The organism is Burkholderia sp. IDO3 (assembly GCF_003366075.1).
In the GTDB taxonomy this organism is placed as follows: domain Bacteria; phylum Pseudomonadota; class Gammaproteobacteria; order Burkholderiales; family Burkholderiaceae; genus Burkholderia; species Burkholderia anthina.
Genome location: NZ_CP028963.1, coordinates 2,889,800 through 2,915,863, shown reverse-complemented (window position 1 = coordinate 2,915,863; position 26,064 = coordinate 2,889,800). Strand labels below are relative to the sequence as shown.

Sequence of the window (26,064 nt, the reverse complement as noted above, 5' to 3'; positions counted from 1 at the left end):
GCGCGCGCCGGGCGACGCCGATCAGGTCACCGCGCCGCGCTCGGCGAACTCGGGTGCCTTCCACGCTTCGGTGGCGAGGATGTCGCGCAGCGTCTCGACCGCATCCCACACGTCGGCGAAGCGCGTGTAGAGCGGCGTGAAGCCGAAGCGCAGCACGTACGGCTCGCGATAGTCGCCGATCACGCCGCGCGCGATCAGCGCCTGCATCACCTCGTAGCCGTGCGGATGCTCGAAGCTTGCCTGCGAGCCGCGCTGGTGATGCGCGCGCGGCGTGACGAGCTTCAGCGACAGGCCGGCGCAGCGCGCTTCGACGAGCGCGATGAACGCGTCGGTCAGCGCGAGCGACTTGCGGCGGATCGTCTGCATGTCGGTCTGCAGGAACACGTCGAGCCCGCATTCGACCATCGACATCGACACGATCGGCTGCGTGCCGCACAGGAAGCGCGCGATGCCCGGATCGGGCGCGAAGCCCGGCTGCATCGCGAACGGCGCGCGGTGGCCCCACCAGCCCGACAGCGGCTGCGAGAAATGCGGGAGATGGCGTTGCGGCACCCACACGAACGCCGGCGAACCGGGGCCGCCGTTCAGGTACTTGTACGTGCAGCCGACCGCGCCGTCCGCATGCGCGCCGTTCAGGTCGACCGGCACCGCGCCGGCCGAGTGCGCGAGATCCCACAGCATCAGCGCGCCCGCGTCGTGCACGAGCTGCGTGACGGCCGGCATGTCGTGCATGTAGCCGGTGCGGTAGTTCACGTGCGTGATCATCGCGACGGCCGTGTCCGCACCGAGCGCGGCGGGCAGGTCTGCCGGATCGTCGATCAGGCGCAGCTCGTAGCCGCCGCCGAGCTGCTCGATCAGCCCTTGCGCGATGTACAGGTCGGTCGGGAAGTTCGAGCGCTCCGACACGATCACGCGGCGCTCCGGCGCGCGCTCGGCCTGATGGCGCAGCATCGCCGACAGCAGCTTGAACAGGTTGATCGAAATGGTGTCGGTCACGACGGTTTCGCCGGGTGCGCCGCCGATCAGCGTCGCGAGCTTGTCGCCGAGGCGGCGCGGCAGCGCGAACCAGCCGGCGGTGTTCCAGCTGCGGATCAGGCCTTCGCCCCATTCGGCGCCGATCACCTGTTGCGCGCGGGCGGCCGATGCGCGCGGCTGCGCGCCGAGCGAGTTGCCGTCGAGGTAGATCACGCCGTCGGGCAGCGCGAACTGGTCGCGCAGCGCGGCGAGCGGGTCGTCGCGGTCGAGGACGAGCGCGTCTTCACGGGTCTTGATCATGATGTCGGGTAGAGGGTTCGGGTAATCAGGAGGCGCGGCCGGGCAGCGCGCGCAGCACCGCGCGCACCGGGCTCGCGTCGAGCGTCGCGAACTTCAGCGGCAGCGCGATCAGTTCGTAGTCGCCGGGCGGCACGTCGTCGAGCACGATCCCTTCGAGGATCGCCATCCGGTGCGCCCGCACGCGGTGATGCGCATCCATCGTCTTCGATTCCTGCGGGTCGAGCGACGGCGTGTCGATGCCGATCAGCTTCACGCCGTGCGCGGCGAGCAGGTCGACGGTGGCGGGCGCGACCGCGCAGAAGCCGCTGTCCCAGTGTTCGACGCTCGCGCGTGCATAGGTGCGCAGCAGCACGCGCGGCGGCACGCCGTCGAGCGCGGCCGCGATGTCGGCCGGCTGCACGACCGGCGCTGCACCGATGCAGTGGATCACGCGGCACGGGCCGAGGTAGGTGTCGAGCGGCACCACGCCGATCGGCGCGCCGTTCGCGTCGTAGTGCAGCGGCGCGTCGCAGTGCGCGCCGGTATGCGGCGACAGCGTCAGGCGGGCGACGTTGACCGGCGAGCCGGCCTCCATCCGCCACACGCGTTCGACGGAAACCGGCGTGTCGCCCGGCCACACGGGGGTGGCGGGGCTGATCGGCGGCGAAATGTCCCAGAGTGTGTCCATGGCATGACGAATCGGTGAATCGATCCTTCGAATGATAGGTGGACGCTCGCAGAAAGTGCTTGCGAAATAAACATGGACAATCCGCCCGATTGGCAGATAATTCGAATCAGAGGGAAAACGGGGACCAAAAATGCACGCGATCACGCTCGATGCCACCGACTGCCGGATTCTGGCAGTTCTGCAGGAAGAGGGCAGAATCAGCAATCTCGATCTGGCGGAGCGGATCTCGCTGTCGCCGTCCGCCTGTTTGCGCCGGATGCGCCTGCTGGAGGAGCAGGGCGTGATCGAGCACTACCGCGCATGCCTGAGCCGCGAGAAGCTTGGCTTCGAGCTCGAGGCATTCGTGCAGGTATCGATGCGCAACGAGGAAAACCAGTGGCACGAGCGCTTCGCGGAAGCGCTGCGCGAGTGGCCGGAGGTGGTCGGCGCGTTCGTCGTGACCGGCGAGAGCCACTATCTGCTGCGCGTGCTCGCGCACAACCTCAAGCACTATTCGGATTTCGTGCTGAACCGGCTCTACAAGGCGCCGGGCGTGATGGACATCCGTTCGAACATCGTGCTGCAGACGCTGAAGGACGAGGCGGGCGCGCCGGTCGGGCTGGCGCGCACCGGGGCGATCAAAGCGGTGTGAGGCCGTGGAAGCCGCCGCCGTGGAACACGAGCGGCGGCGCGCCGTCGGTTGCGGCCCGCACGCCGCAGCGCTCCACTTCGCCGACGAAGATCACGTGGTCGCCTTCGTCGTAGCGGCTGCGGTTATGGCATTCGAACCACGCGAGCGCGCCGTCGAGCACCGGCATGCCCGAGTTGCCGGCCGCGTGCGCAATCCCTTCGAAACGATCGCCCTTGTAGGTCGAGAAACGCTTGCACAGGTCGAGTTGCGACGCCGCGAGCACGTTTACCACGTAATGGCTGTTGCTGCGAAACACCGGCGTCGACGCCGATTTGTGCGCGAGGCTCCACAGCACGAGCGGCGGATCGAGCGACACCGAGTTGAACGAGCTCGCGGTGATGCCGATCAGCTGTCCGGACGGCGCGCGCGTCGTGATGACCGTGACGCCGGTCGCGAACTGGCCGAGCGCCTGGCGAAATGCGGCCGAGTCGAAATCCGGCGGAGTGGGGTGGTTCATCGGGCGGCCATCCGGGACGAAACGGGCGGGCGCGGCGCACGGCGAATCCGGGGGGCGCGGCGGACGAGAGGCGGCAAGGCCGGGGCGGTCGATTGGGAAGTGGTGCGCATGCCCGGATTTTAGCGGAATCAAGGCCGCCGGGCCCGTGCGGGCGGCGCATTGCGGCGCGAGCGTGAGGTAGCGAACACTGCCGCGCGGCGCCGAAATCGCGTTCGAATGCCTGTTCCGCCGCGTTTTATTGCGCGCGGCAGGCAGCGCTGTTGCGAGGGGGCCGCGCCGCGTTGCTACCGTGCCGCCGCCAGCCCGAGCGACAGCGCACCCGTCACGATCAGGCTCGATGCCCACACGGCATCGAGGTTGAACCAGCTCCGCGCGACGAATTTCAGCCCGAGATACCGATAGACGAGCCACGCGAGTACGCCGCCCGTCGCGATCATCGCGGCCGCATGCGCGGCCGCGACGACGAGCGCCATGCCGAGATGCGCATCGATGAGCGTCGCGGCCGCGCGATGGCCGGCGTCCCCGGCGTTCCCTTCGAGCCCGCAGAGGCCGAGGTAGATCGGCACCAGCATCAGCCCGGCGCCGTGCGCGATCGCGACCGCGAACGACCACAGCCCGAGCCGCGCCGGCGCGATCCGCGCGAGCGCTCGCGGGTGGCGGCGGCGGATCAGCAACAGCGCGCCGAAGCCGATCACGAGCGCGCTCGCGCCGATCCGGATCGCCGACTGCCACGCGAGCAGCGCGGCGAGCAGCCCGAACGGCAGCATCACCATGAACACCGCGAGCGCGTGGCCGAGCGCGAGATAGCCGAGCGCCGCGACGAGCGCGCCGCCGCGGCGCGTCATCAGCGCGTTCGACACGGCCAGCGGCCAGCCCATCGCCGGATTGAGCCCGTGATAGACGCCGCTCGCGAGCACGGCCGCCCACAGCGCGAGCGGCGCGGAGAGCCCCGTGTTCAACGCTTGACCGACGGATAGCAGAACGAGTCGGTCGAGCAGTCGCCGCCTTCCAGCCGGATCTGGTGCGCGCGATAGCCTTCGGGGAAGTCGACCCAGTAGTCGTCGGCGAGCGTGAGCCCGCCGTCCGGCCCTGCATGCGCGAGCACCTGCGCGGCCGGCACGCCGTCCGGGTAGAACTGGTCGTCCCACGTCGAGTACAGCGAGTTGGTCCAGTACACGCGCCGGCCGTCGCGGCTGATTTCCACCATCTGCGGACCGCCCGCGAACGCGCGGCCGTTCGTGTGCGGCGCCCGGCGCACGATCCCGCCGATCCGGACCGACCCCGCGAGCACCGGCCGATGCGGATCCGACACGTCGTACTGGCGCATCTCGCCGGTGCCCCAGCACGATACGTACAGGAAGCGGTCGTCGAGCGACAGGTCGATGTCGGTCACGAGCGGCGGCACCACGCCGAACCCCTTGAGCAGCGGCGGCAGCTCGTCGGCCGCGGCCGGCTCGGCCGGGATCGTCGCGGTCTTCTTCACATGGAACTCGCCGCCTTCGCGCCACCAGGTCCAGATCGACCCTTCGAGATTGGTCGTGTCGACCACGACGCCGACGAACCCGTATTCGCGCACCGGATCGTGGGCAGGCCGCACTTCCAGCGCCATCTGGTGGTGCGCGCCGAGATCGATCGTCTGCACGTTGCGCCGCGCGCGCAGGTCCCAGAAATGCAGACGGTGACCGTACCGGTTCGCGAGCAGGTCGTCCGGCACGATGCCGTGTTCGAATTGCGGCGGCAGCGCCCATTCGCTCGACACCATGTAGTCGCGCGGCAGGTTCCACCAGAAGTCGTAATGCTTGTCCTGCGGGCCGCGATCGATTTCCCAGCGGCCGAGCACGTCGAAGGTCTCGCAGTCCATGATGAAGATGCCGGGCGCGCCGTCGGTGCCGTCCTTGCCCGCGCCGCCGAGCGTGCTCACGTAGATGCCCTCGGGGCCGCAGTGGACCGTGTGCGGCCGCGAATAGCCGGTCTTCGCGAAGATCTCGTCGGGCTCGATGATCTTGTGGATGCGCGCCTGCGTCGGATGCGGCTTCGTGTCGATCACGTAGATACGTGACGAGCGCAGGCCGGGGATGATCAGGAAGCGTCGCTCGAGAAAGGCGTGACCGGTGAGCGGCGACAGCGACGACGAACACGCATTCCAGCCGAAGTGATGAAACTCGTCGCCGGTGTTCGGCATCGTCACCGTATGGACGATTTTTCCGTAGGTCGCGGAGCCGGGTTTCACGTCGATCACGGCGAGCGCGTCGGGTCTGGAAAAATCGGGGCTCAGCAACAACGTATAGGCAAACGCTTCCGCCGGCGCCTGCATTGCAAGTTCCGGCGAAGCGTGAAAGGTCGGGTCGGGCCGCATGCTCATCGGGGTGCCTCTCTCGGTTGTATCGGATCGTTGGCGTACGGCCGTTCGCTGCGGGGTGCGGGCGAAGGCGTTGCGCGGCGCGCGTGTCGGCGCAACGCGCGATGCCGTGCATCAGGTCGGGAAAGCGGGCGGGTGCGCGGGCCCGGATCGCTGCGCACGGCGGCGCGAGGATGCCGGTGAAGCGGCGGCGCGCGGTGCGCCGGTGGTCGGGCCCGCGCTGCGGGCGATATCTGCTAAGGCGTGCATATCGATGTTCCGGCGGATGATGGGTACATCAGGAGCGGGCATGCATCGGACGCTGCGTGCAGCCGGACGGTGTGCCGTCGCGGCGAAGCGTGCCTAAGTGTAGACGAGAAACGCGCGGCGGGTGGTGTGCGGCGTGCATGCGGTTCTGCCGGATTCGCACGCGAGTGAGATACTTGAACGCGTGCCGCTTCGCCCGCGCAAACGGGCGGCGGCGAGACGAACGGGCGGCGGTACGCATGCACGCGTGCGGGCCGCCGCTGTCATCAACGAGGGACTGATTTCATGGTGAACGACATGCTTGAAACCGCGACTGTGGGCGGCGGGTGCTTCTGGTGCACGGAGGCCGTGTTTCTCGACGTCGACGGCGTGACGGCCGTTCAGTCGGGCTATGCGGGCGGCCATACGCGCAACCCCGGCTATCGCGACGTGTGCGAAGGCGACACCGGGCACGCGGAAGTCGTGAACGTGACGTTCGATCCGGCCCGCATCGGCTATCGCGAGATCCTCGAGATCTTCTTCGCGACGCACGATCCGACCCAGCTGAACCGGCAGGGCAACGACGTCGGCACGCAGTACCGTTCGGTCGTGTTCACGCATTCGGATGCGCAGCGCGACACCGCACTCGACGTGATCCGCGAACTGGAGCGCGAACAGGTATTCGGGCAGCCGATCGTCACGCAGGTCGTGCCGCTCGACGACAACAACTACTGGCCGGCCGAGGACTATCATCAGAACTATTACGCGCGCAATCCGGGGCAGGGCTACTGCTCGGTCGTGATCGGGCCGAAGCTCGCGAAATTCCGTCAGAAATTCTCGCACCGGCTGAAGTCGCTGCGCGGTGCGTGAGCGGCCGGCCGGTGAGCGGCGGCTAAACGGCCACCAAGCGGCCACCAAGCGGCCACCAAGCGGCCACCAAGCGGCCACCAAGCGGCCACCAAGCGGCCACCAAGCGGCCACCAAGCGGCCACCAAGCGGCCACCAAGCGGCCACCGAGCGGCTAGCGTCCGCTAAGCGGCGCCTGATGCCTGCGCCGCGTCGTTGCGCCAGTGCGCGCACGCGGCGGCGATCTCGCGCGCGAGCGCGATGCACGACAGCGGCGCGGAGCCTTCCGCCTTGTTGTTGATCGTGATGATCACCGGCTGCCCGGCCAGCGCGTAGCGCGCGGCCAGTTCGGCGAGCGCCGAGCGCGTGGCCGGATCCTCGTCGACGAGCTTGTCGAACGGCTCGTACTTCGCCTTCGCCTGTTCGTACTTGAACCCGCCGTGCAGGCTCCAGCGCACGATCAGCGGCCCCGGCGCATCGCCGTCGAGCAGCGCGAGCGCGGCCGCCTGGCGCAGCGGGTCGGGCATCCGCGCATGCAGGCCGACGCAGTAGCGCACCCCGAGCGCCGCGAGCGCGCGGATGAAGCGCGGCGTCAGCAGGCTCGCGTCGCGAATCTCGATCGCGTAGCGCGTGCCGTCGGCCTCCGTTGCCAGCGGCGGCAGCGCCGCGAAGAACGCCGACAGCCGGTCGATCAGCGCGGCCGGGTCGGCGAGCAGCTGATCGGGCATCGGCGAGAACTGGAACACGAGCACGCCGGCCTTCTTGCCGAGCCCGTCGAGGCACGGCTGCACGAACTCCGCCGTTGCAAGCCGCGCGTCGAGAAAGGTCGGGTTCGGCCCGGACGGCTCGCCGCGCCGACCCCGCACCACCGCGTCGGTCACGGATGCCGGCGCCTTCACGACGAAGCGGAAATCGTCCGGCACCTGCTGCGCGTAGCGCAGGTAGTCGGCCACCGACAGCGGGCCGTAGAACGACCGGTCCAGGCTCACGCTTCTCAGCAGCGGATGCGCGCCGTACGCCGCGAGCCCTTCGCGCGACAGCTTCGTCTGCGCGAAGTCGCCGTCGTAGACGATGCCGTCCCAGCCGGGGAAATACCACGACGACGTACCGAGCCGCACGTTCGGCGGCAGCGCGGCCGCCGCGTCGGCGACTTCCGCGGAGACCGGCGCGGGCGCCACGCCGCGCGGGCGCCGGCCTTTCTTCGGCGGCGCGGCCGGCGGGGACGGTTCGTCCCACAGCATGCCGGAGGCGGGGGCGGTTTCTTCGTCCGGGGCGGACGGGCGGGGCGATGCGCGGCGGGCGCGGGCTGGCGATGGCCCGTCGTCGCCTTCGTTGGGCGTCATGGGTTCGCCGCGGCTTGCAGCGTCGTCGTCGGGCGCAACCGCGCGCGCGTCGCCGGGCGGCGTGCCGAACAGGTCGAATTGCCCTTCGGCGTGCGGCCCGTCCGTGTCGTCGCGCTGCTGTCGTTGCGGCGGCGTGTTGCGCCGCGTCCTGCCGTCACCCATGCATGCCCAGCGTCAAGTGCCGCCTAGCGTGGCAGCGGATTTTCGTACATGTAGCGCCGCGACCACGGCAGCGTTTTCGCGCTGCGGCCGGCCTTGCGGCACACGATCTGGAAGATCGACACGTCGTCGTGCTCGAACGCATACGCGCAGCCGGCAAGATACACGCGCCAGATGCGGAATTTTTCGTCGTCGACGAGCGCGCGCGCCTGGTCCGCCTTCGCCTCGAAGTTCTCGGTCCAGATCTCGAGCGTGCGCGCATAGTGTCGCCGCAGGCTCTCGATGTCAATCGCCTCGAGCCCGCCGCGCTGCGCCGATTCGAGCGCGAGGCTGATGTGCGGCAGCTCGCCGTCCGGGAACACGTAGCGGTCGATGAACTCGCCGCCGCCGAGCGCCGTTTCGCCGCTTTCCGCGTCGGTCGACGTGATCCCGTGGTTCATCGCGATGCCGTCGTCGGTCAGCAGGTCGTGCACGCGCGAGAAATAGAGCGGCAGGTTCTTGCGGCCGACGTGCTCGAACATCCCGACGCTCGTGATCCGGTCGAACTGGCCCTCGATCTCGCGGTAGTCCTGCAGCCGGATCTCGATCTTGTCCTCGAGCCCGGCGGCCTTCACGCGCGCGGTGGCGAGATCGAACTGGTTCTGCGACAGCGTCACGCCCAGACACGTCGCGCCGAACTTCTGCGCGGCGCGCAGCACGAGCGCGCCCCAGCCGCAGCCGATGTCGAGCAGGCGCTGGCCGGGCTGGAGCTGGATCTTGGTCAGGATGTGGTCGATCTTCTTGATCTGCGCGGTCGCGAGATCTTCGTCGCCGTTCTCGAAGTAAGCACACGAGTACACCATGTTCTCGTCGAGCCACAGCTGGTAGAACTCGTTCGACACGTCGTAGTGATACTGGATCGCTTTCTTGTCGGTGTTCTTCGTATGATTGAAGTAGCGCTTCACGCGCGCGAGCTTGCTGGCGCTGGTGACCGTGCTGCGCGCCAGCGAATAGCTGATGTTGATGATGTCCGACAGCCTGCCTTCGATGTCGATCTTGCCCTTCACGTACGCCTCGCCGAGATTGTCGAGGCTTGGTTCGAGCAAGAGCGGCAACGCCGACGCGCTGTTGACCTTCAGCGTGACCTGCGGCGCGCTGAAGGTGCCGAAATCGAGTTGTTCGCCGTTCCACAGCACCAGGCGCGCGGGGATGTTCGCCTTTGCCCGTACTTCGTCCGCCCACTGTGCCAGCTTCTTTTCCCAGAACATTTGGATTCTCCGTTTGTTCGTTGAATCGAATACAGCCAAGTATCTTGACCGGCGCCCGCCCTTCGCGAGGCGGGCGCCCGGATGCAATACGAGATACGACCGGCCCGTGCCGGCGCTGCGGCGCCTTTACGGCGACAGGCGCGAGATCGTCCAGCCCGGCGCCGCCGTGGCGTCGCGGGTATAGAGCAACCGGTCGTGCAGCCGAGACGGGCGGCCCTGCCAGAATTCGATCGCGTCGGGCACGACCCGATAGCCGCCCCAGTGCGGCGGGCGCGGCGGGTTCTCGCCGTAGCGTTCGGCCACGTCCTTCTCGCGCGCTTCGAGCGTCGCGCGGCTGTCGATCACGGCGCTCTGCTCGGAGGCCCACGCACCGATGCGCGAGCCGAGCGGGCGCGATGCGAAATAGCGGTCGCTTTCGTCGGCGCTGGTTTTCTCGATGCGGCCTTCGATGCGCACCTGGCGCTCGAGCTCGATCCAGTAGAACAGCAGCGCCGCCTGCGGATGCGCGGCGAGTTCGCGGCCTTTGCGGCTTTCGTAATTGGTAAAGAAGACGAACCCGCGTTCGTCGACGCCCTTGATGAGCACGATCCGGGCCGACGGCCGGCCGTCGGCGCCGACGGTGGCGAGCGTCATCGTGTTGGGCTCGGGAAGTTTGGCGGCGAGCGCCTCCTTGAACCAGCGATCGAACTGGGCGAAGGGGTCGGGGGCGGCATCGGCTTCGTCGAGCGAAGCACGCGAATAGTTGATGCGAAGATCAGCGAGAGTCGTCATGTTATGCAAACGCTTCAATCCGGGGTCAGTATAGCGAACGCTGAAGAATCGTGCGTGCACAGTGGCGCGTACGAACGGGGATATCAGGCAAAATAGAGGGCTGCACGACTTACGTTTTCCTTGCTGCCATGTCCGCTGCCGACGCTGCCCCGCCCAGTTCTTCTGATCTTACCCCGACCCCGACAATCCAGCTTGACGTGGATCGTGACCGCCGTTTCGGCGGCATCGCGCGGCTGTACGGCGCGCCCGCGCTCGCCGCGTTCGAGCGCGCGCACGTCGCCGTGATCGGGATCGGCGGCGTCGGTTCGTGGACGGCCGAAGCGCTCGCCCGCAGCGCGATCGGCACGCTGACGCTGGTCGATCTCGACAACGTCGCGGAAAGCAATACGAACCGGCAGATCCACGCGCTCGACGGCAATTACGGCAAGCCGAAGGTCGACGCGATGGCCGAGCGGATCGCGCTGATCGATCCCGCCTGCCGCGTGAACCGGATCGAGGATTTCGCGGAACCCGACAACTTCGATGCGCTGCTCGGCGGCGGTTTCGACTACGTGATCGACGCGATCGACAGCGTGCGCACGAAGGTCGCGCTGATCGCATGGTGCGTCGCGAAAGGGCAGCCGCTCGTCACGGTCGGCGGCGCGGGCGGCCAGCTCGACCCGACGCGCATCCGCATCGACGATCTCGCACTGACGATCCAGGATCCGCTGCTGTCGAAGGTGCGCGCGCAGTTGCGCAAGCAGCACGGCTTTCCGCGCGGGCCGAAGGCGCGCTTCAAGGTGAGCGCCGTGTATTCCGACGAGCCGCTGATCTATCCGGAAGCCGCCGCGTGCGACATCGAGGACGGTGCGGAGCCGTCCGCGGCCGCGCATGTCGCGGGGCTCAACTGCGCGGGGTTCGGTTCGAGCGTGTGCGTGACCGCGAGCTTCGGCTTCGCGGCCGCCGCGCATGCGCTGCGCGCGATCGCCGCGCGGGCCGCCGGCTGAGCGGCTGAGCGTCGAATCGTTCGACGCGGAGGAATGCTGCGGCGCGTCACGCGCGCCGCGAGCGATGCGAAGCGTTAGCCGGGCCATTGCAGCCCGGCCGGTCGCGTGTCAGTTGAGCGCCATGCTCAGCTTGCGTCGCCATGCCGCGACGAGCTCGGGGTGATCGCCCGCCAGTTCGAACACCGAAATCATCGTGCGGCGGCCGAGATCGTCGCCGTACGCGCGGTCGCGCATCACGATTTCCAGCAATTGCTCGAGTGCGCCTTCGTACGCCCGCCGTGCGATCAGGCTCTGCGCGAGGTCGAAGCGCGCATCGAGATCGGCGGGGTTCGCGGCGATGCGTGCTTCGAGCGCGTCGGTCGGCGGCAGGTCGGCCGTCGCGTCGAGCGCATCGAAACGGGTCTTGACCGCCTGGTAGCGCGGATCGCCGCCCTGCACGGTCTGCGGCGACAGGCGTTCGGTTTCGGCACGCGCGAGGTCCACCTGGTTGTTCGCGAGCAGCAGCTCGATCAGGTCGAGCCGTGCGTCGTCGAAGCCGGGGTTCAGCGCGAGCGCCGCTTCGAGGTGCGTGACCGCATCGTCGTAGCGCGACTCGGCGATCGCGTATTGTGCGGCGCGGCGTTCGGCTTCGTCGGGCGCCGGCAGCAGCCGGTCGAGGAATGCGCGCAACTGGCCTTCCGGCAGCACGCCGACGAACTGGTCGACCGGGCGCCCGTCGGCGAACGCGATCACGTGCGGGATGCTGCGCGTCTGGAAGTGCGCGGCGAGCTCCTGGTTCTCGTCGACGTTCACCTTCACGAGCTTCCAGCGGCCTTCGTAGTCGGCTTCGAGCTTCTCGAGCAGCGGGCCGAGCGTCTTGCAGGGGCCGCACCACGGCGCCCAGAAGTCGACCAGCACGGGCGTGTCCAGCGACGCCTCGATGACGTCTTTCTCGAAAGTGGCAAGCGTGGTGTCCATGTCGTTCTCTTCCGTTCGAATGTCGTCAGGATGGGGGCGGCACGCCCCTTTTTCAACGCGGCTTCGATTCGGGCAGCGGAATCCACTCGGTTTCGCCCGGCACCTTGCCCATTTCCTGGTTCGTCCACGCCTGTTTCGCGCGCTCGATCGCGTCGCGGCTGCTGGCGACGAAATTCCATTCGATGAAGCGTTCGCCGTCGATCTTGTCGCCGCCGAGCAGCATCGCGCGTGCGCCGTTGCCGCTCGCGAGCGTGATCGACGCGCCGGGCGCGAGCACGGCCATCTGCTCGGCCGGCACCGGCGTGCCGTCGATCGTCAGGCCGCCGTCGACCACGTAGACCGCGCGCTCCTCGTGCGACGCGTCGAGCTCGACGCGGCCGCCGGCCGCGAACTCGGCGGCGACATACAGCGTGCGCGAGAACGTCGTGACGGGCGAGCGCAGGCCGAACGCGTCGCCGGCGATCACCGTCAGCGCCACGCCGTTCTCGTCGCGCTTGGGCAGCGTGTCGGCCGCATGGTGTTCGAACGACGGCTCGGTGGTCTCGTGGGCGACCGGCAGCGCGACCCAGGTCTGGATCCCGTGCACCGTGTGGCCGCTGGCGCGCTGCGCGTCGGGCGTGCGCTCCGAGTGGACGATGCCGCGGCCGGCCGTCATCCAGTTCACGTCGCCCGGCACGATTTCCTGCAGCGAGCCGAGGCTGTCGCGATGCAGGATCGCGCCGTCGAACAGGTAGGTGACGGTGGCGAGCCCGATATGCGGATGCGGGCGCACGTCGAGGCCGGTACCGGCCGGCAGCGTCGCGGGGCCCATGTGATCGAAGAAGATGAACGGGCCGACGAGGCGCGCGGCGAGCGCGGGCAGCGTGCGGCGCACCTGCAGGTTGCCGATGTCGCGGATGTGCGGCTTCAACAGGGCTTTGATCGGATCGGTCATGGCGGTCTCGTGAGGGCGGCGGGGATGCCGGTCATTGTACTGGCCGAGCGGCAACGACGCGCGCAACGGTGCGGTGCGCGCGTGGGCCGGCGAGCCCGGCCCGCGCGGCGTGATCGTCGGGTCGCGGCACTGCCGCGCGTGCCGCCGATTCCATGCGCGCGGCGCAGGTATCGGGCGGGCCGCGCGGCGAAACCCGGTAGACTGACCGGCTTCAGAACAATCATTCGACAATCGAGGAGACGCCGATGATGGCCCCGAAGGACTTGCTGCTCGCGCTGATCGTGATCCTGGCGTGGGGCGTGAACTTCGTCGTGATCAAGGTCGGCCTGCACGGCATGCCGCCGATGCTGCTCGGCGCGCTGCGCTTCACGCTCGCCGCGGTGCCCGCGGTGTTCTTCGTGCGCCGCCCGCAGATTCCATGGCGCATGCTGATCCTGTACGGCGCGACGATCCAGCTCGGCCAGTTCGTGTTCCTGTTCACCGGCATGTACGTCGGCATGCCGGCCGGCCTTGCGTCGCTCGTGCTGCAGTCGCAGGCGTTCTTCACGCTCGTGTTCGCGATGCTGTTCCTCGGCGAGCGGCTGCGCGTGCAGAACCTGATCGGCCTCGCGATCGCCGCGGCCGGCCTCGTCGTGATTGCGGTGCAGGGCGGTGGCGCGATGACGCTCGCGGGCTTCCTGCTGACCATCTGCTCGGCCGCGATGTGGGCATTTGGCAATATCGTCACGAAGAAGGTCGGCCGCGCGAACCTCGTGTCGCTCGTCGTGTGGGCCAGCCTCGTGCCGCCCGTGCCGTTCTTCCTGCTGTCGCTGTGTTTCGAGGGGCCGCAGCGGATCGAAGCCGCGCTCGTCGGCCTGACCGGCGCGTCGATCTTCGCGGTCGTTTATCTCGCGTTCGTCGCGACGCTCATCGGCTACGGCTTGTGGAGCCGCCTGATGTCGCGCTATCCGGCCGCGCAGGTCGCGCAATTCTCGCTGCTGGTGCCGATCGTCGGGCTCGCGTCGTCGGCGCTGTTTCTCGACGAGCACCTGACGCGCGCGCAACTGATCGGCGCCGCGCTCGTGATGGGCGGGCTCGCGGTGAACGTGTTCGGCGGGAAGCTGATGCGCCGTTTCGCGGCGCCGTGACGCGCCGGCACGCAGCGCGTGCCGGCGGCGGAGGAAGCGCGGCCGTCAGGCCATCCGGCTCTTCGCGAGCGGCGGATTCGCGGCAAAGTAGCGCTTGATGCCGCGGAAGATCGCGTCGGCCATCTCGTCGCGATAGCTGTCGTCGTTGAGCCTGCGCTCTTCGTCCGGGTTACTGATGAATGCGGTTTCGACGAGGATCGACGGAATGTCCGGCGCCTTCAGCACCGCGAACCCGGCCTGCTCGACCGAGCCCTTGTGCAGCTTGTTGATGCCGCCGACTTCCTTCAGCACGTAGCCGCCGTAGCGCAGCGAATCGCGGATCTGCGCGGTCGTCGACATGTCGAACAGCGCGCGGTTCACGGCCGCGTCCTGCGTCTTGATGTTGATGCCGCCGATCAGGTCCGACGAGTTTTCCTTGTTCGCCATCCAGCGGGCCGCGGCGCTCGTCGCGCCGTGGTCGGACAGCGCGAACACCGACGAGCCGCGCGCGGACGGCGTCGTGAACGCATCCGCGTGGATCGACACGAACAGGTCCGCGCCGACGCGACGCGCCTTCTGCACGCGCACGTTCAGCGGTACGAAGAAGTCGGCGTCGCGCGTCATCATCGCGCGCATGTTCGGCGCACCGTCGATCTTCGCGCGCAGCTTCTTCGCGATGTCGAGCGCGATGTGCTTCTCGTATGTGCCGCCGCCGCCGATCGCGCCCGGATCCTCGCCGCCGTGGCCCGGATCGATCGCGACCGTGAGCAGGCGCACGGTGCCGCCCTTGCCGGATTTCGGTGCGGTGAACTTGTAGGTGTCGCCGTCGTCGTCGCTGTCGTCGCGGCGCGCGATGACGGGCGGCGGCTTGACGGCCGGCTTCGCGGGCGCCGAAGGCGCGGCGGCGGCCGGCGGCGTGCGCGGCGTGGCCGGCGTGTTCTGCGCGAAACGCTGGAAGAACGCGTCGCTGTTGTCGTTGCCGGCCATGGGCGGCGGCGGGGGCGCGCCCGGGCCGTTCAGCGCGGTCGGCGGCTGCATCTGCTGCGCACGCGCGGCGTCGTTGAGCGCCTGTTCCTTGCGTTCGGTCTGCGCGATCAGGTCGGTCAGCGGATCGGGGGCGACGGCCGGATACAGGTCGAACACGAGCCGGTACTTGTAGGTGCCCACCGGCGGCAGCGTGAACACCTGCGGCTTCACCGAACCTTTCAGGTCGAACACCATCCGCACGACGTGCGGCTGATACTGGCCGACGCGCACCGACTGGATCTGCGGATCGTTCGGCGCGATCTTCGACACGAGGTCGCGCAGCGCCTGGTCGAGATCGAGGCCGCTCAGGTCGACGACGAGCCGGTCGGGACCCTGCAACAGCTGTTGGGTATTCTGCAGCGGCTGATCGGATTCGATCGTGACGCGCGTGTAATCGCGCGCGGGCCACACACGCACGCCGAGCACCGACGACGCATGCGCGAGCCGCGGGGCGACGAGACCGAGCACCAGCGTCGACGCGCCCGCGCACAGGATCTGGCGACGGCGCCAGTTGTGCGTCGCGGTGGCCGCCGATTCGATCGAGCGGAACGGTTTGATCAACATCTTTCGAGACATGCCTTTCCTGAAGCGCTGAACGCCCGGACGGTGAGGACGCGGCCGTCGCCATCCACGTCGAGCGAGAAAACCAGATCGGGCACGCCAAGCAGGGTGCCCGCCTGTTGCGGCCATTCGACGAGACAGATCGCGCTGGAATTGAAATATTCGCGAAAGCCTGCGTCGGACCATTCGGCCGGATCGTTGAATCGATACAGATCGAAGTGATAGACCTCAAGTTCCCCATCGTCGCGTGCGAATGCGTACGGTTCGACGAGCGTGTAGGTCGGGCTGCGTACGCGTCCGGTGTGGCCGAGGCCGCGCAGGAGCGCGCGCACGAGGGTCGTCTTGCCCGCGCCGAGGTCGCCGATCAGCTGGATCTGCAGCCCGTCGAACGCATGGGCGCGGGCGAGTTCGCTGCGTGCCGCGTCGAGTGCGTGCGCGAAGCGGGCGCCGAAGGCCTCGGTCGCCGCTTCGTCGGCGAGTGCGATCACGCGCTCCGCGAGCGGGGCGGGCAGCGTGTCTGCATGAGGCGTATGGGACGTGGCTGGCATTCTCGTAAAATAGTGCGATGAACCGATTACCGGAACTCGCCGCATCCGACAGGCCTTCGACTCGTGCCGAAGGCGCGGCGCCGTGCGCGCTCGATGATGCGACGTTGACTGCGCTCGCCGCTCGCATCAGGGCGTGGGGGCGCGAATTGGGTTTCGGGGCGATCGGCATCAGCGATACCGATCTCTCGGATGCCGAAGCAGGCCTCGCCGCCTGGCTGGAAGCCGGGTACCACGGCGAAATGGATTATATGGCGAAACACGGGATGAAACGTGCACGTCCGGCCGAACTTGTGGCCGGTACGCGACGCGTGATCTCCGTGCGGCTCGCCTATCTGCCGGCCGAAACGCTCGCCGCCGACCCGCCCGATGTGTCGTCCGGCACCCTCGCGCCGCGCGACTGGCGCGCACGCGAGCGCGCGCGGCTCGACGATCCGCAGGCGGCCGTCGTGTCGATCTATGCGCGCGGCCGCGACTATCACAAGGTACTGCGCAACCGGCTGCAGACGCTCGCGGAGCGCATCGAGCGCGAGATCGGCGCGTTCGGCTATCGCGTGTTCACCGATTCGGCGCCGGTGCTCGAGGTCGAGCTCGCGCAGAAGGCCGGCGTCGGCTGGCGCGGCAAGCACACGCTGTTGCTGCAGCGCGACGCCGGTTCGCTGTTCTTCCTCGGCGAGATCTACGTCGACGTTGCATTGCCGACCGACGCGCAAGTGTCGCCCGACACCGCGCCCGAGACGCCCGGCGCGCACTGCGGCAGTTGCACGCGCTGCATCGGCGCATGCCCGACCGGTGCGATCGTCGAGCCGTATCGCGTCGACGCGCGCCGCTGCATCTCGTACCTGACGATCGAATTGAAAGGCAGCATTCCCGAGCCGTTGCGGCCGCTGATCGGCAATCGCGTGTACGGCTGCGACGACTGCCAGCTCGTGTGTCCGTGGAACAAGTTCGCGCAGGCCGCGCCCGTCGCCGATTTCGACGTGCGGCACGGCCTCGATCGCGCGACGCTCGTCGACCTGTTCGGCTGGGATGCCGATACCTTCGATACGCGGATGCAAGGCAGCGCAATCCGGCGTATCGGTTATGAAAGCTGGCTGCGCAATCTCGCGGTCGGGCTCGGCAATGCGTTGCGCGCGCCGGCGGATCGGCTCGCATCGCATGCGCGCGACGCGATCGTCGCCGCGCTGCGGGCCCGTGCCGACGATCCGTCGCCCGTCGTGCGCGAGCATGTCGAATGGGCGCTGCGTGCCGCATGAAGGCGGCGTAAAGTGTCGTCGGCGCGCGAGGGCGCCGCGCGTGTCACAGGTGAGGAGAGGGTCATGTTCAACGCAGTCATCGACGCACCGTTCGGCAAGGTCGGCATTCGTACCGATGCCGCGGTGGTGCGCGAGATCGTCTATCTGCCCGAGTCGATGAAGTCGGTCGACCCGGACTCGCCGCTCGCGAAGCGCGCGGTCAAGCAGATCGAACGTTACTTCGAGCGTGCGTCGGCGCGCTTCGATCTGCCGCTCGCGGAAGTCGGCAGCGCGTTCCAGCATCGCGTGTGGAACGTGATCAGCGACATTCCGCCGGGCACGGTGCTGACCTACGGGCAGGTCGCGAAGCGCATCGGCAGCGCGCCGCGCGCGGTCGGCCAGGCGTGCGGCGCGAACTATTTTCCGCTCGTGATTCCGTGCCACCGCGTCGTCGCGGCGGGCGGCCTCGGCGGCTTCGCGAATCACGACGACAACGGCTATTACCAGCAAGTGAAGCGCTGGCTGCTCACGCACGAAGGCGTGCCGTACCGATGAGCGAACCGCTGCTTTCCCCCGACGCAGGATCCGGCGACGACGCGGCCGCGGCATCGCCCGCGCTGCGCGCGAGCCGTACGTCGATCGACGTGTTCTGCGATGCGCTGTGGCTCGAGCACGGGCTCGCGCGCAATACGCTCGACGCATACCGGCGTGATCTGGTGCTGTTTTCCCAATGGCTCGCCGCAACGCACGACGCGCCGCTCGACGCGGCCGACGAAGCGATGGTGACGGGCTATATCTCCGCGCGCAGCGACGGCAAGGCGACGTCGTCGAACCGCCGTCTGTCGGTGTTCCGGCGCTATTACGGCTGGGCCGTGCGCGAACATCGCGCGAGCGCCGATCCGACGCTGCGGATCACGTCGGCGAAGCAGGCCGCGCGCTTTCCGTCGACGTTGTCCGAGGCGCAGGTCGAGGCGCTGCTCGGCGCGCCCGACATCGACACGCCGCTCGGCCTGCGCGATCGCACGATGCTCGAGCTGATGTACGCGAGCGGGCTGCGCGTGAGCGAGCTCGTCACGCTGAAGACGGTCGAGGTCGGGCTCAACGAAGGCGTCGTGCGCGTGATGGGCAAGGGCTCGAAGGAGCGGCTCGTGCCGTTCGGCGAAGTCGCGCACGGCTGGATCGAGCGCTATCTGCGCGAGGCGCGGCCGGCGCTGCTCGGCGCGCGCGCGGCCGACGCGCTGTTCGTGACCGCGCGCGGCGACGGGATGACGCGCCAACAGTTCTGGAACATCATCAAGCGCCACGCACAGCACGCCGACGTGCGCGCGCACCTGTCGCCGCACACGCTGCGGCACGCGTTCGCGACGCACCTGCTGAACCACGGCGCCGACCTGCGTGTCGTGCAGCTGCTGCTCGGCCACAGCGACATCTCGACCACGCAGATCTACACGCACGTCGCGCGCGAGCGGCTGAAGACGTTGCACGCGCAACACCATCCGCGCGGCTGATTCGGCGCGTACCGGGCGGTTCACGCGCCGGCACGCGGCTGCGCGTTACGCGAGTTCGCGCAGCCTGTGCTTGAGCACCTTGCCGGTCGATGCGGCCGGCAGCGCATCGAGCACGCGAATGTGCGCAGGGCGCTTGTAAGGCGCGAGCCGTTCCGCGCACCATGCGTGCAGCGCGGCCTCGGTCGCTGCCGCGCCCGGCATCAGTTCGACGAACGCGAGCACTTCCTCGTTGCCCTCGACCGCGCGGCCGATGACCGCCGCCTGCACGACGTCCGGATGCGCGTTCAGCACCTGTTCGACTTCGACCGGATACACGTTGAAGCCCGAACGGATGATCAACTCCTTGCTGCGGCCCGCGATCGTCACCGCGCCGTCCGCTTCCTGCCGCGCAAGATCGCCGGTGCTCAGCCAGCCGTCGGGCGACACGGCGGCACGCGTGGCGTCCGCGTTGCGGTAGTAGCCGAGCATCACGTTCGGCCCGCGCACGCGGATTTCGCCGACTTCGCCGGGCGGCACGCCGGTGCCGTCGGGTGCGACGATCCGCATCTCGACGCCGGGAATCGGCACGCCGACCGAGCAATCGGTGCGCGGCGCGTCGAGCGGCGTCTGCGTGATCGTCGGGCTGCTTTCGGTCATCCCGTAGCCGTTGTGCAGCGGCACGCCGTAGCGGCGCTCGACGCGCGCCTTCAGGTCGGCATCGAGCGGCGAGCCGCCCGAATACGCGAAGCGCAGCCGCGGCGCGTGCCACGCGTGAGCGTGCGTATGCAGGTGCTCGAGCAGCTTCGCGTGCATCGCGGGCACGCCCTGGAAGATCGTCACGCCTTCGTCGGCCAGCGCGACGCGCACGGCCTCCGGCGAGAAGCGCGGCGCGAGCCGCAGCGTCGCGCCGGCATACAGGCTGCCGAGGCAGACCGACGCGAGCCCGTACACGTGCGACACGGGCAGCACCGTGTACACCACGTCGTCGGGCGACACGCGGCGCAGCGTGCTCGAGGTTGCTGCGATGAACAGCAGGTTGCGATGCGACAGCATCACGCCTTTCGGTGCGCCGGTGGTGCCGGTCGTGTAGATCAGCGCCGCGCATTGGGCGGCGCCGTCGGCCGCGACGGGTTCGTCGGGGGCGTTCGCGTCGAGCCGATGCGACCACGCGCCGATGTCGACCGGCAGCGCGCCGGCCGGCGTCGCGTCGTGGCGCGCCGCGTGCGTGCGCGCATCGGGCGACGCCTCCGTCGCGAAGGCGATCAGTTTCGGCCGCGCGTGCGCGGCGATCGCATCGAGTTCGCCGGCCGACAGCCGCGCGTTCGTCATCAGCGCCCAGGCGTCGACGCGCGCGACCGCGAACAGCAGCACGATCTGCGCGACGCTGTTTTCGGCCACGATCATCACGCGGTCGCCGCCGCGCACGCCGAGGCTCGCGAGCCGCTCGGCGGCCGCGTCGACGGCGCGTGCCAGCTCGCCGTACGACAGGCGGCGCGCGTCCTCGATCAACGCCGGGTGCGCGGGCGCGCGCGCGGCCCAGCGGGCGGGCACGTCGGCGATACGATCGGGCAACGCGGCGAGCAGGGCCGCGACGTCGAGCGGCGCGGATGAGCGGTCAGACGAGGTCATGGCGTCTCCTGTGAAAGGGCCGGGCGGCGGCGCGGCGATATTTGCGAACGATCGTGCCATGGCGGCGCATGCGCCACAATCGGCCAATCGGGCAATAACGCTTCGCACGCGCCGCAATGATGGCGCGTCGCGGGGCGATGGTTTCGGCCGGTGCCCGAGGGGGCGCGCGAGTATACCGCCGGCGCGGCGCGCATTCGCGCAAGCCTGTGACGGACGATCGTGCAATGGCGCCCGCCGGCCGGTCGTTCGCCATTAAAATGCGGCCATGAGCAAATCCAGACACGTATCCGAGACACCCGCGACCCAGCTGCTGCGCCGCCACGCCGTCGCGTTCGGCGAGCATCCGTACGAATATGTCGAGCACGGCGGCACCGGCGAATCGGCGCGCCAGCTCGGCGTCGACGAACACAGCGTCGTGAAGACGCTCGTGATGGAGGACGAGCACGCGAAGCCGCTGATCGTGCTGATGCACGGCGACCGCACGGTGTCGACCAAGAACCTCGCGCGGCAGATCGGCGCGAAGCGCATCGAGCCGTGCAAGCCCGATGTCGCGAACCGCCACTCCGGCTACTTGGTCGGCGGCACGTCGCCGTTCGGCACGCGCAAGACGATGCCCGTATACGTCGAATCGACGATCCTCGAATTGCCGACGATCTACCTGAACGGCGGCCGCCGCGGCTATCTCGTGAGCCTCGCGCCCGCGGTGCTCACGACGCTGCTCGGCGCGACGCCCGTGCAGTGCGCGAGCGTCGACTGAGGGTTTCACCTTCGTGGCAGGCCGTGCTCGTTCGGTAGAATGGGCGCCGTTTCGGCTGGTCGGCCCGCGTGGCCGGCCGCCACGGCCTGCCGGCGGTTCGTCGCGACGGCGCCTGCCGTAACCGGCCGGCACGCCGTGCCCGGCCGTCCCTTCACCGATACGTTGAAAGAAGAGTTCTCCGCATGCAGATCCTGCTCGCCGCACTTGTTGCCTACCTGATCGGTTCGGTGTCGTTCGCCGTCGTCGTCAGCGCCGCAATGGGCCTGGCCGATCCCCGTTCGTACGGGTCGAAGAATCCCGGCGCGACCAACGTGCTGCGCAGCGGCAACAAGAAGGCCGCAATCCTGACGCTCGTCGGCGACGCGTTCAAGGGCTGGATCGCCGTCTGGCTCGCGCGGCGCTTCGGGCTGCCCGACGTCGCGGTCGCCTGGGTCGCGATCGCCGTGTTCCTCGGCCACCTGTATCCGGTGTTCTTCCGCTTCCAGGGCGGCAAGGGCGTCGCGACCGCGGCCGGCGTGCTGCTCGCCGTGCACCCGGCGCTCGGGCTCGCGACCGCGCTGACCTGGCTGATCATCGCGTTCTTCTTCCGCTATTCGTCGCTCGCGGCGCTGGTGGCGGCCGTGTTCGCGCCGCTGTTCGACGTGTTCCTGTTCGGCATGCCGGGCCATAACCCGGTCGCATGGGCCGTGCTCGCGATGAGCGTGCTGCTCGTGTGGCGTCACCGCGGCAACATCTCGAAGCTGCTGGCGGGGCAGGAAAGCCGGATCGGCGACAAGAAGAAGGCAGCGGCCGACGGCGGCGCGCAGGACGGCGGGAAAGCCTGAAGGAAGGCGTGACTGCGGCCGCCCGCCGGGGCGCGCGGGGCCCGGCGGCGCGGCATCACTGGCCGACGGCGTCGATCAGTCGCGGAAGTTGTTGAAGTCGAGCGGGGTGTCGGTCACGTCCTTGCGCAGCATCGCGATCACGTTTTGCAGATCGTCGCGCTTCGTGCCGGCCACGCGCACCGCGTCGCCCTGGATGCTCGCCTGCACCTTGATCTTGCTGTCTTTCACGAGCCTGACGATCTTCTTCGCGAGATCGCCCGTCACGCCTTTCTTCACGGTGACGATCTGCTTGACCTTGTCGCCGCCGATCTTCTCGACCTTGCCGTAGTCGAGGAAGCGCACGTCGACGTTGCGCTTGGCCAGCTTGTTGATCAGCACGTCCTTGACCTGGCCGAGCTTGAAATCGTCGTCGGCGAACAGCGTGAGCTCGCGCTCCTTCTGCTCGACGCGTGCGTCGGAGCCCTTGAAGTCGAAGCGCGTCGAAATTTCCTTGTTCGACTGCTCGATGGCGTTCTTCACTTCGATCATGTTCGCTTCGGAAACGACGTCGAACGATGGCATGGCATTCTCCCTTGAGATGCGGGCGCCCGGCTCGCGCGCGGGCACTCGCTATAATTGCGGACTGTTTGCCATTTTACCGATGCCCCTTCGTTTGCCCAAGGCCGGCCGTGCGCCTGCCGGGCGGACGTGACCGCGAATGCCGATGCCTCCTGACGATTCCGCCCTGTCGCTGCTCCCCGACCATCCGCTCGCCGCGCACAACACCTTCGGCATCGGCGCGCGCGCGCGCTTCGCCGCCCGTATCACGGATGCGGCGCAGTTCGCGGCGCTGCATCGCGACCCGCGCATCGCGAACCTGCCGCAACTCGTGCTCGGCGGCGGCAGCAACGTCGTGTTCACGCGCGATTTCGACGGCGTCGTGCTGCTCGACGAGATCGCCGGCCGCCGCGTCGTGCGCGAAGACGACGACGCATGGTACGTCGAGGCCGGCGGCGGCGAGACGTGGCACGCGTTCGTCGCATGGACGCTCGAGCACGGGATGCCGGGCCTCGAGAACCTCGCGCTGATTCCGGGCACCGTCGGCGCCGCGCCGATCCAGAACATCGGCGCGTACGGCCTCGAGATGAAGACGTATTTCGACTCGCTGGTCGCCGTCGAACTCGCGACGGGGCGCAGCGAGCGCTTCGACGCCGCGCGCTGCGCATTCGGTTATCGGGACAGCTTCTTCAAGCGGGAAGGGCGCGGGCGCTTTGCGATCGTGGCGGTGACGTTCCGGCTGCCCAAGCGCTGGACGCCGCGGCTCGGCTATGCGGACGTCACGCGCGAGCTCGACGCGCGCGGCATCGCGGCCGATGCGGCGACGCCGCGCGACGTGTTCGACGCGGTCGTCGCGATCCGCCGCGCGAAGCTGCCCGATCCGCTCGTGCTCGGCAACGCGGGCAGCTTCTTCAAGAATCCGGTGATCGACGCCGCGCAGTTCGATGCGCTGCGCGCGCGCGCGCCGGACGTCGTGTCGTATCCGCAGCCGGACGGGCACGTGAAGCTCGCGGCCGGCTGGCTGATCGATCGCTGCGGCTGGAAAGGGCGCGCGCTCGGCGCCGCGGCCGTGCACGACCGGCAGGCGCTCGTGCTGGTCAACCGCGGCGGCGCGACGGGCGCCGACGTGCTCGCGCTGGCGCGCGCGATCCAGGACGACGTGCGCACGCGCTTCGGCGTCGAGCTCGAACCGGAACCGGTCTGCCTGTAACGCGGCGCGCGTTCCCGGCTTTCAATTCCGTTTCGCCGGCACAAACAAAAAGCGCCGATCGACGATCGGCGCTTTTTGTTGCTTGCCGCCGGATTGCGGCGGCGCGCGCGTGCTGCGCTCAGTGCTTGAGGCGGCCGAGCAGCAGGAACTCCATCAGCGCCTTCTGCACGTGCAGGCGGTTTTCCGCTTCGTCCCACACGACGCTTTGCGGGCCGTCGATCACGCCGGCCGTCACTTCCTCGCCGCGATGCGCGGGCAGGCAATGCATGAAGAGCGCATCGGCGTTCGCATGGCCCATCATTTCCTCGTCGACGCACCAGTCGGCAAACGCCTGCTTGCGTGCTTCGTTCTCGGCTTCGAAACCCATGCTCGTCCACACGTCGGTCGTCACGAGATCGGCGCCCTTGCATGCTTCGTTCGGATCGTCGAACACTTCGTAGAACGGCGCGCTGTCCGGCGACACGAGCTTCATGTCGAGCGCATAGCCCGGCGGCGTCGACAGGCGCAGCTTGAAGCCGAGGATCTGCGCGGCTTCGATCCACGTGTACAGCATGTTGTTCGCGTCGCCGACCCACGCGACCGTCTTGCCGGCGATCGGGCCGCGGTGCTCGTAGTACGTGAAGATGTCGGCGAGTACCTGGCACGGATGGTATTCGTTGGTCAGGCCGTTGATCACCGGCACGCGGGAGTTCTGCGCGAAGCGCGTGATCACGTCCTGCTCGAACGTGCGGATCATGATGATGTCGACCATCCGCGAGATGACCTGCGCGGAATCCTCGACGGGCTCGCCGCGGCCGAGCTGCGTGTCGCGTGTGCTCATGAAGACCGCGTGGCCGCCGAGCTGGAAGATGCCGGCTTCGAACGACAGCCGCGTGCGCGTCGAGCTCTTCTCGAAGATCATCGCGAGCGTGCGGTCGTGCAGCGGGTGATAGGTCTCGTAGTTCTTGAACTTGCGTTTCAGGATACCCGTGCGTTCGAGCACGTACTCGTAGTCTTCCAGCGAGAAATCCTTGAACTGCAGGTAGTGACGAATGGTTTTGGCGGTCATGAAACGAAATACGGCGGGTCTCACCCGGCAGCGAGGCCGGACGGCGCCGCCGTCGGGTGTGGATAACTCAAAGCAGCATAAAGGATTTTCTGTGCTTTGACGAGCCACGACGAAAGCCGGGGCGCGATCGAAGCGGGGCCCGGTCGGGTGCCGGAGGGTGTCGGAAGAGGGCCCGCGAGACGGCGCGCGATGGCGCACTGCGGTATAATTCAAAAGTTTTCTCCAGCCCGGCAGGCAAGCCGTTTCGCGCGCTGCCGGACACAAGCCATGCGCTGCACAAAACCGGTGCGGCGCGCCGGTGGCGCGCATCGAAGGCCTGTTTTTCAGGGCGTCGGAGCGCTTGTGCCGCCGTCCACTCCAGCTTTGTGTTCGCGTATCCAGGCGCCGTCGCCTGGGCATCGCCGGGCCGTCACTTGGGTAACCACATGGCTGAAACCCCTCCGACCGAATTCTTCATCCAGGGCATCACGAAAGACGGGAAAAAATTTCGCCCGAGCGACTGGTCGGAGCGTCTGGCCGGCGTGATGGCCTGCTTCGGGCCCGGTGCGAGCGGGCGGAATGCGCGCCTGAAATATTCGCTGTACGTGCGCCCGACGATGATCGGCGACCTGAAATGCGTGATCCTCGATTCCCGGCTGCGCGACATCGAGCCGATGGCATTCGATTTCGTGCTGAATTTCGCGAAGGACAACAACCTCGTCGTCACCGAGGCGTGCGAACTGCCGGACCACGGCGAAAAGAAGTGAGTGCGATGGGCGAGGGTGCTTCGCGCGTGCGGCGCGCGCCCGATGCCCGGCCGGCATGATGTTCGGACGACGCGCAGCAAAAAAGCCCGCCTAGGCGGGCTTTTTTGCGATCGCAGGAAACAGGAGCGCCCGCCGAAGCGGGGCGCACCGGATTTACGCTGCTGCCTGCAGACCCTTGACGGCTGCGGCCAGGCGGCTCTTGCTGCGAGCGGCCTTGTTCTTGTGAACGATCTTCTTGTCGGCGATCGTGTCGATCGTCTTCACGGCAGCCTTGAACAGCTCGGCAGCCTTTGCCTGGTCGCCGGCTTCAACAGCCTTGCGAACCGACTTGATCGCGGTACGGAATTTCGAGCGCAGCGCCGAGTTGTGCGAATTTGCCTTCGCGGCTTGGCGGGCGCGCTTGCGTGCTTGTGCGGAGTTAGCCATGACGGTTCCTTATCCTGTCCTGTTTCCAGAG

Annotated in this window: 27 protein-coding genes; 11 read left to right on the top strand and 16 right to left on the bottom strand. The window is 68.4% G+C overall.

Annotated elements, in window-relative coordinates; all coding sequences use genetic code 11:
• Positions 1 to 21: 21 nt before the first annotated feature.
• Both kynU and kynB read right to left on the bottom strand, forming a co-directional pair.
• A complete protein-coding gene (gene kynU, locus DCN14_RS28330) occupies positions 22 to 1,272 on the bottom strand; it encodes a kynureninase (RefSeq protein WP_096502512.1) in 1,251 nt (416 codons plus the stop codon).
• Positions 1,273 to 1,300: 28 nt separating this feature from the next.
• Positions 1,301 to 1,942: an arylformamidase gene (gene kynB / locus DCN14_RS28325; protein ID WP_096502442.1), complete on the bottom strand. Its 642-nt coding sequence runs from the start codon at positions 1,940 to 1,942 to the stop codon at positions 1,301 to 1,303.
• A gap of 130 nt (positions 1,943 to 2,072) precedes the next feature.
• Here kynB and DCN14_RS28320 point away from each other — a divergent pair, with 130 nt between their 5' ends.
• Positions 2,073 to 2,573, top strand: coding sequence for an Lrp/AsnC family transcriptional regulator (locus DCN14_RS28320; protein WP_006477992.1), 501 nt, complete (start codon positions 2,073 to 2,075; stop codon positions 2,571 to 2,573).
• Here DCN14_RS28320 and DCN14_RS28315 read toward each other — a convergent pair.
• From DCN14_RS28315 to DCN14_RS28305, 3 genes are all read right to left on the bottom strand, one after another.
• Positions 2,560 to 3,069: a flavin reductase family protein gene (locus DCN14_RS28315; RefSeq protein WP_096502441.1), complete on the bottom strand. Its 510-nt coding sequence runs from the start codon at positions 3,067 to 3,069 to the stop codon at positions 2,560 to 2,562. The genes DCN14_RS28320 and DCN14_RS28315 overlap by 14 nt on opposite strands.
• Before the next feature lie 284 nt (positions 3,070 to 3,353).
• On the bottom strand, positions 3,354 to 4,028 hold the full coding sequence (locus DCN14_RS28310; RefSeq protein WP_096502439.1) for a hypothetical protein: 675 nt from the start codon (positions 4,026 to 4,028) through the stop codon (positions 3,354 to 3,356).
• Positions 4,025 to 5,431, bottom strand: coding sequence for a selenium-binding protein SBP56-related protein (locus DCN14_RS28305; protein ID WP_096502437.1), 1,407 nt, complete (start codon positions 5,429 to 5,431; stop codon positions 4,025 to 4,027). Before DCN14_RS28305 ends, DCN14_RS28310 begins: the two co-directional genes overlap by 4 nt.
• Positions 5,432 to 5,959: 528 nt before the next feature.
• Between DCN14_RS28305 and msrA the strand changes: the two genes are divergently transcribed.
• Positions 5,960 to 6,523, top strand: a complete 564-nt coding sequence (gene msrA / locus DCN14_RS28295) for a peptide-methionine (S)-S-oxide reductase MsrA (RefSeq protein WP_096502435.1) — start codon at positions 5,960 to 5,962, stop codon at positions 6,521 to 6,523.
• Between the two features lie 161 nt (positions 6,524 to 6,684).
• Here msrA and DCN14_RS28290 read toward each other — a convergent pair whose 3' ends face one another.
• The 3 genes from DCN14_RS28290 to pdxH all read right to left on the bottom strand — a co-directional run bounded on the left by DCN14_RS28290 (position 6,685) and on the right by pdxH (position 10,019).
• Positions 6,685 to 8,004 (bottom strand): DUF72 domain-containing protein, encoded by a 1,320-nt coding sequence (locus DCN14_RS28290; RefSeq protein ID WP_096502433.1) that lies wholly within the window; start codon positions 8,002 to 8,004, stop codon positions 6,685 to 6,687.
• Between the two features lie 23 nt (positions 8,005 to 8,027).
• Positions 8,028 to 9,248 carry a cyclopropane-fatty-acyl-phospholipid synthase family protein gene (locus DCN14_RS28285; RefSeq protein ID WP_096502431.1) on the bottom strand — a complete coding sequence of 407 codons (1,221 nt, stop codon included), beginning with the start codon at positions 9,246 to 9,248 and terminating at the stop codon, positions 8,028 to 8,030.
• 126 nt (positions 9,249 to 9,374) lie between these two features.
• Complete coding sequence (gene pdxH / locus DCN14_RS28280; protein ID WP_115531457.1) at positions 9,375 to 10,019, bottom strand: pyridoxamine 5'-phosphate oxidase; 645 nt, start codon at positions 10,017 to 10,019, stop codon at positions 9,375 to 9,377.
• 128 nt (positions 10,020 to 10,147) lie between these two features.
• Here pdxH and tcdA point away from each other — a divergent pair, with 128 nt between their 5' ends.
• On the top strand, positions 10,148 to 11,005 hold the full coding sequence (gene tcdA, locus DCN14_RS28275; RefSeq protein WP_096502427.1) for a tRNA cyclic N6-threonylcarbamoyladenosine(37) synthase TcdA: 858 nt from the start codon (positions 10,148 to 10,150) through the stop codon (positions 11,003 to 11,005).
• 108 nt (positions 11,006 to 11,113) lie between these two features.
• On the opposite strand, the gene trxA is transcribed toward tcdA, so the two are convergent.
• Positions 11,114 to 11,962: a thioredoxin gene (gene trxA, locus DCN14_RS28270; RefSeq protein WP_096502425.1), complete on the bottom strand. Its 849-nt coding sequence runs from the start codon at positions 11,960 to 11,962 to the stop codon at positions 11,114 to 11,116.
• Positions 11,963 to 12,014: 52 nt separating this feature from the next.
• Positions 12,015 to 12,896 carry a pirin family protein gene (locus tag DCN14_RS28265; protein WP_096502423.1) on the bottom strand — a complete coding sequence of 294 codons (882 nt, stop codon included), beginning with the start codon at positions 12,894 to 12,896 and terminating at the stop codon, positions 12,015 to 12,017.
• 248 nt (positions 12,897 to 13,144) lie between these two features.
• Between DCN14_RS28265 and DCN14_RS28260 the strand changes: the two genes are divergently transcribed.
• A complete protein-coding gene (locus DCN14_RS28260; RefSeq protein ID WP_172441888.1) occupies positions 13,145 to 14,023 on the top strand; it encodes an EamA family transporter in 879 nt (292 codons plus the stop codon).
• 45 nt (positions 14,024 to 14,068) lie between these two features.
• Here DCN14_RS28260 and DCN14_RS28255 read toward each other — a convergent pair whose 3' ends face one another.
• Positions 14,069 to 15,604 (bottom strand): N-acetylmuramoyl-L-alanine amidase, encoded by a 1,536-nt coding sequence (locus DCN14_RS28255; RefSeq protein WP_096502419.1) that lies wholly within the window; start codon positions 15,602 to 15,604, stop codon positions 14,069 to 14,071.
• The gene (gene tsaE, locus DCN14_RS28250; protein WP_096502417.1) at positions 15,586 to 16,137 is read right to left on the bottom strand and encodes a tRNA (adenosine(37)-N6)-threonylcarbamoyltransferase complex ATPase subunit type 1 TsaE; all 552 of its coding nucleotides are present in this window, start codon (positions 16,135 to 16,137) and stop codon (positions 15,586 to 15,588) included. Before tsaE ends, DCN14_RS28255 begins: the two co-directional genes overlap by 19 nt.
• A gap of 17 nt (positions 16,138 to 16,154) precedes the next feature.
• Between tsaE and queG the strand changes: the two genes are divergently transcribed.
• The 3 genes from queG (at position 16,155) to xerD (ending at position 18,877) form a co-directional block, all read left to right on the top strand.
• On the top strand, positions 16,155 to 17,390 hold the full coding sequence (gene queG / locus DCN14_RS28245) for a tRNA epoxyqueuosine(34) reductase QueG (RefSeq protein WP_096502415.1): 1,236 nt from the start codon (positions 16,155 to 16,157) through the stop codon (positions 17,388 to 17,390).
• A gap of 63 nt (positions 17,391 to 17,453) precedes the next feature.
• Entirely contained in the window at positions 17,454 to 17,924 is a 471-nt protein-coding gene (locus DCN14_RS28240) for a methylated-DNA--[protein]-cysteine S-methyltransferase (RefSeq protein ID WP_096502413.1), read from the top strand.
• Complete coding sequence (gene xerD, locus DCN14_RS28235) at positions 17,921 to 18,877, top strand: site-specific tyrosine recombinase XerD (protein ID WP_096502411.1); 957 nt, start codon at positions 17,921 to 17,923, stop codon at positions 18,875 to 18,877. Before DCN14_RS28240 ends, xerD begins: the two co-directional genes overlap by 4 nt.
• Positions 18,878 to 18,922: 45 nt before the next feature.
• Here xerD and DCN14_RS28230 read toward each other — a convergent pair whose 3' ends face one another.
• Positions 18,923 to 20,485 carry an AMP-binding protein gene (locus tag DCN14_RS28230; RefSeq protein WP_096502409.1) on the bottom strand — a complete coding sequence of 521 codons (1,563 nt, stop codon included), beginning with the start codon at positions 20,483 to 20,485 and terminating at the stop codon, positions 18,923 to 18,925.
• A 265-nt stretch (positions 20,486 to 20,750) separates the two neighbouring features.
• Between DCN14_RS28230 and ybaK the strand changes: the two genes are divergently transcribed.
• Complete coding sequence (ybaK, locus tag DCN14_RS28225) at positions 20,751 to 21,242, top strand: Cys-tRNA(Pro) deacylase (protein ID WP_096502407.1); 492 nt, start codon at positions 20,751 to 20,753, stop codon at positions 21,240 to 21,242.
• Between the two features lie 182 nt (positions 21,243 to 21,424).
• Entirely contained in the window at positions 21,425 to 22,066 is a 642-nt protein-coding gene (gene plsY, locus DCN14_RS28220) for a glycerol-3-phosphate 1-O-acyltransferase PlsY (RefSeq protein WP_096502405.1), read from the top strand.
• 75 nt (positions 22,067 to 22,141) lie between these two features.
• Here the strand turns inward: plsY and DCN14_RS28215 are convergent, their stop codons facing one another.
• Positions 22,142 to 22,627: a YajQ family cyclic di-GMP-binding protein gene (locus DCN14_RS28215; protein WP_057926110.1), complete on the bottom strand. Its 486-nt coding sequence runs from the start codon at positions 22,625 to 22,627 to the stop codon at positions 22,142 to 22,144.
• Positions 22,628 to 22,763: 136 nt separating this feature from the next.
• On the opposite strand from DCN14_RS28215, the gene murB reads away from it, so the two are divergent.
• A complete protein-coding gene (murB, locus tag DCN14_RS28210) occupies positions 22,764 to 23,813 on the top strand; it encodes a UDP-N-acetylmuramate dehydrogenase (RefSeq protein ID WP_096502403.1) in 1,050 nt (349 codons plus the stop codon).
• Between the two features lie 118 nt (positions 23,814 to 23,931).
• Here the strand turns inward: murB and argF are convergent, their stop codons facing one another.
• Positions 23,932 to 24,861, bottom strand: a complete 930-nt coding sequence (gene argF, locus DCN14_RS28205; RefSeq protein WP_096502401.1) for an ornithine carbamoyltransferase — start codon at positions 24,859 to 24,861, stop codon at positions 23,932 to 23,934.
• A gap of 425 nt (positions 24,862 to 25,286) precedes the next feature.
• Between argF and DCN14_RS28195 the strand changes: the two genes are divergently transcribed.
• A complete protein-coding gene (locus DCN14_RS28195; RefSeq protein WP_096502399.1) occupies positions 25,287 to 25,607 on the top strand; it encodes a DUF3579 domain-containing protein in 321 nt (106 codons plus the stop codon).
• Positions 25,608 to 25,760: 153 nt separating this feature from the next.
• Here DCN14_RS28195 and rpsT read toward each other — a convergent pair whose 3' ends face one another.
• Entirely contained in the window at positions 25,761 to 26,033 is a 273-nt protein-coding gene (gene rpsT, locus DCN14_RS28190) for a 30S ribosomal protein S20 (protein ID WP_006482211.1), read from the bottom strand.
• Positions 26,034 to 26,064 lie beyond the last annotated feature (31 nt).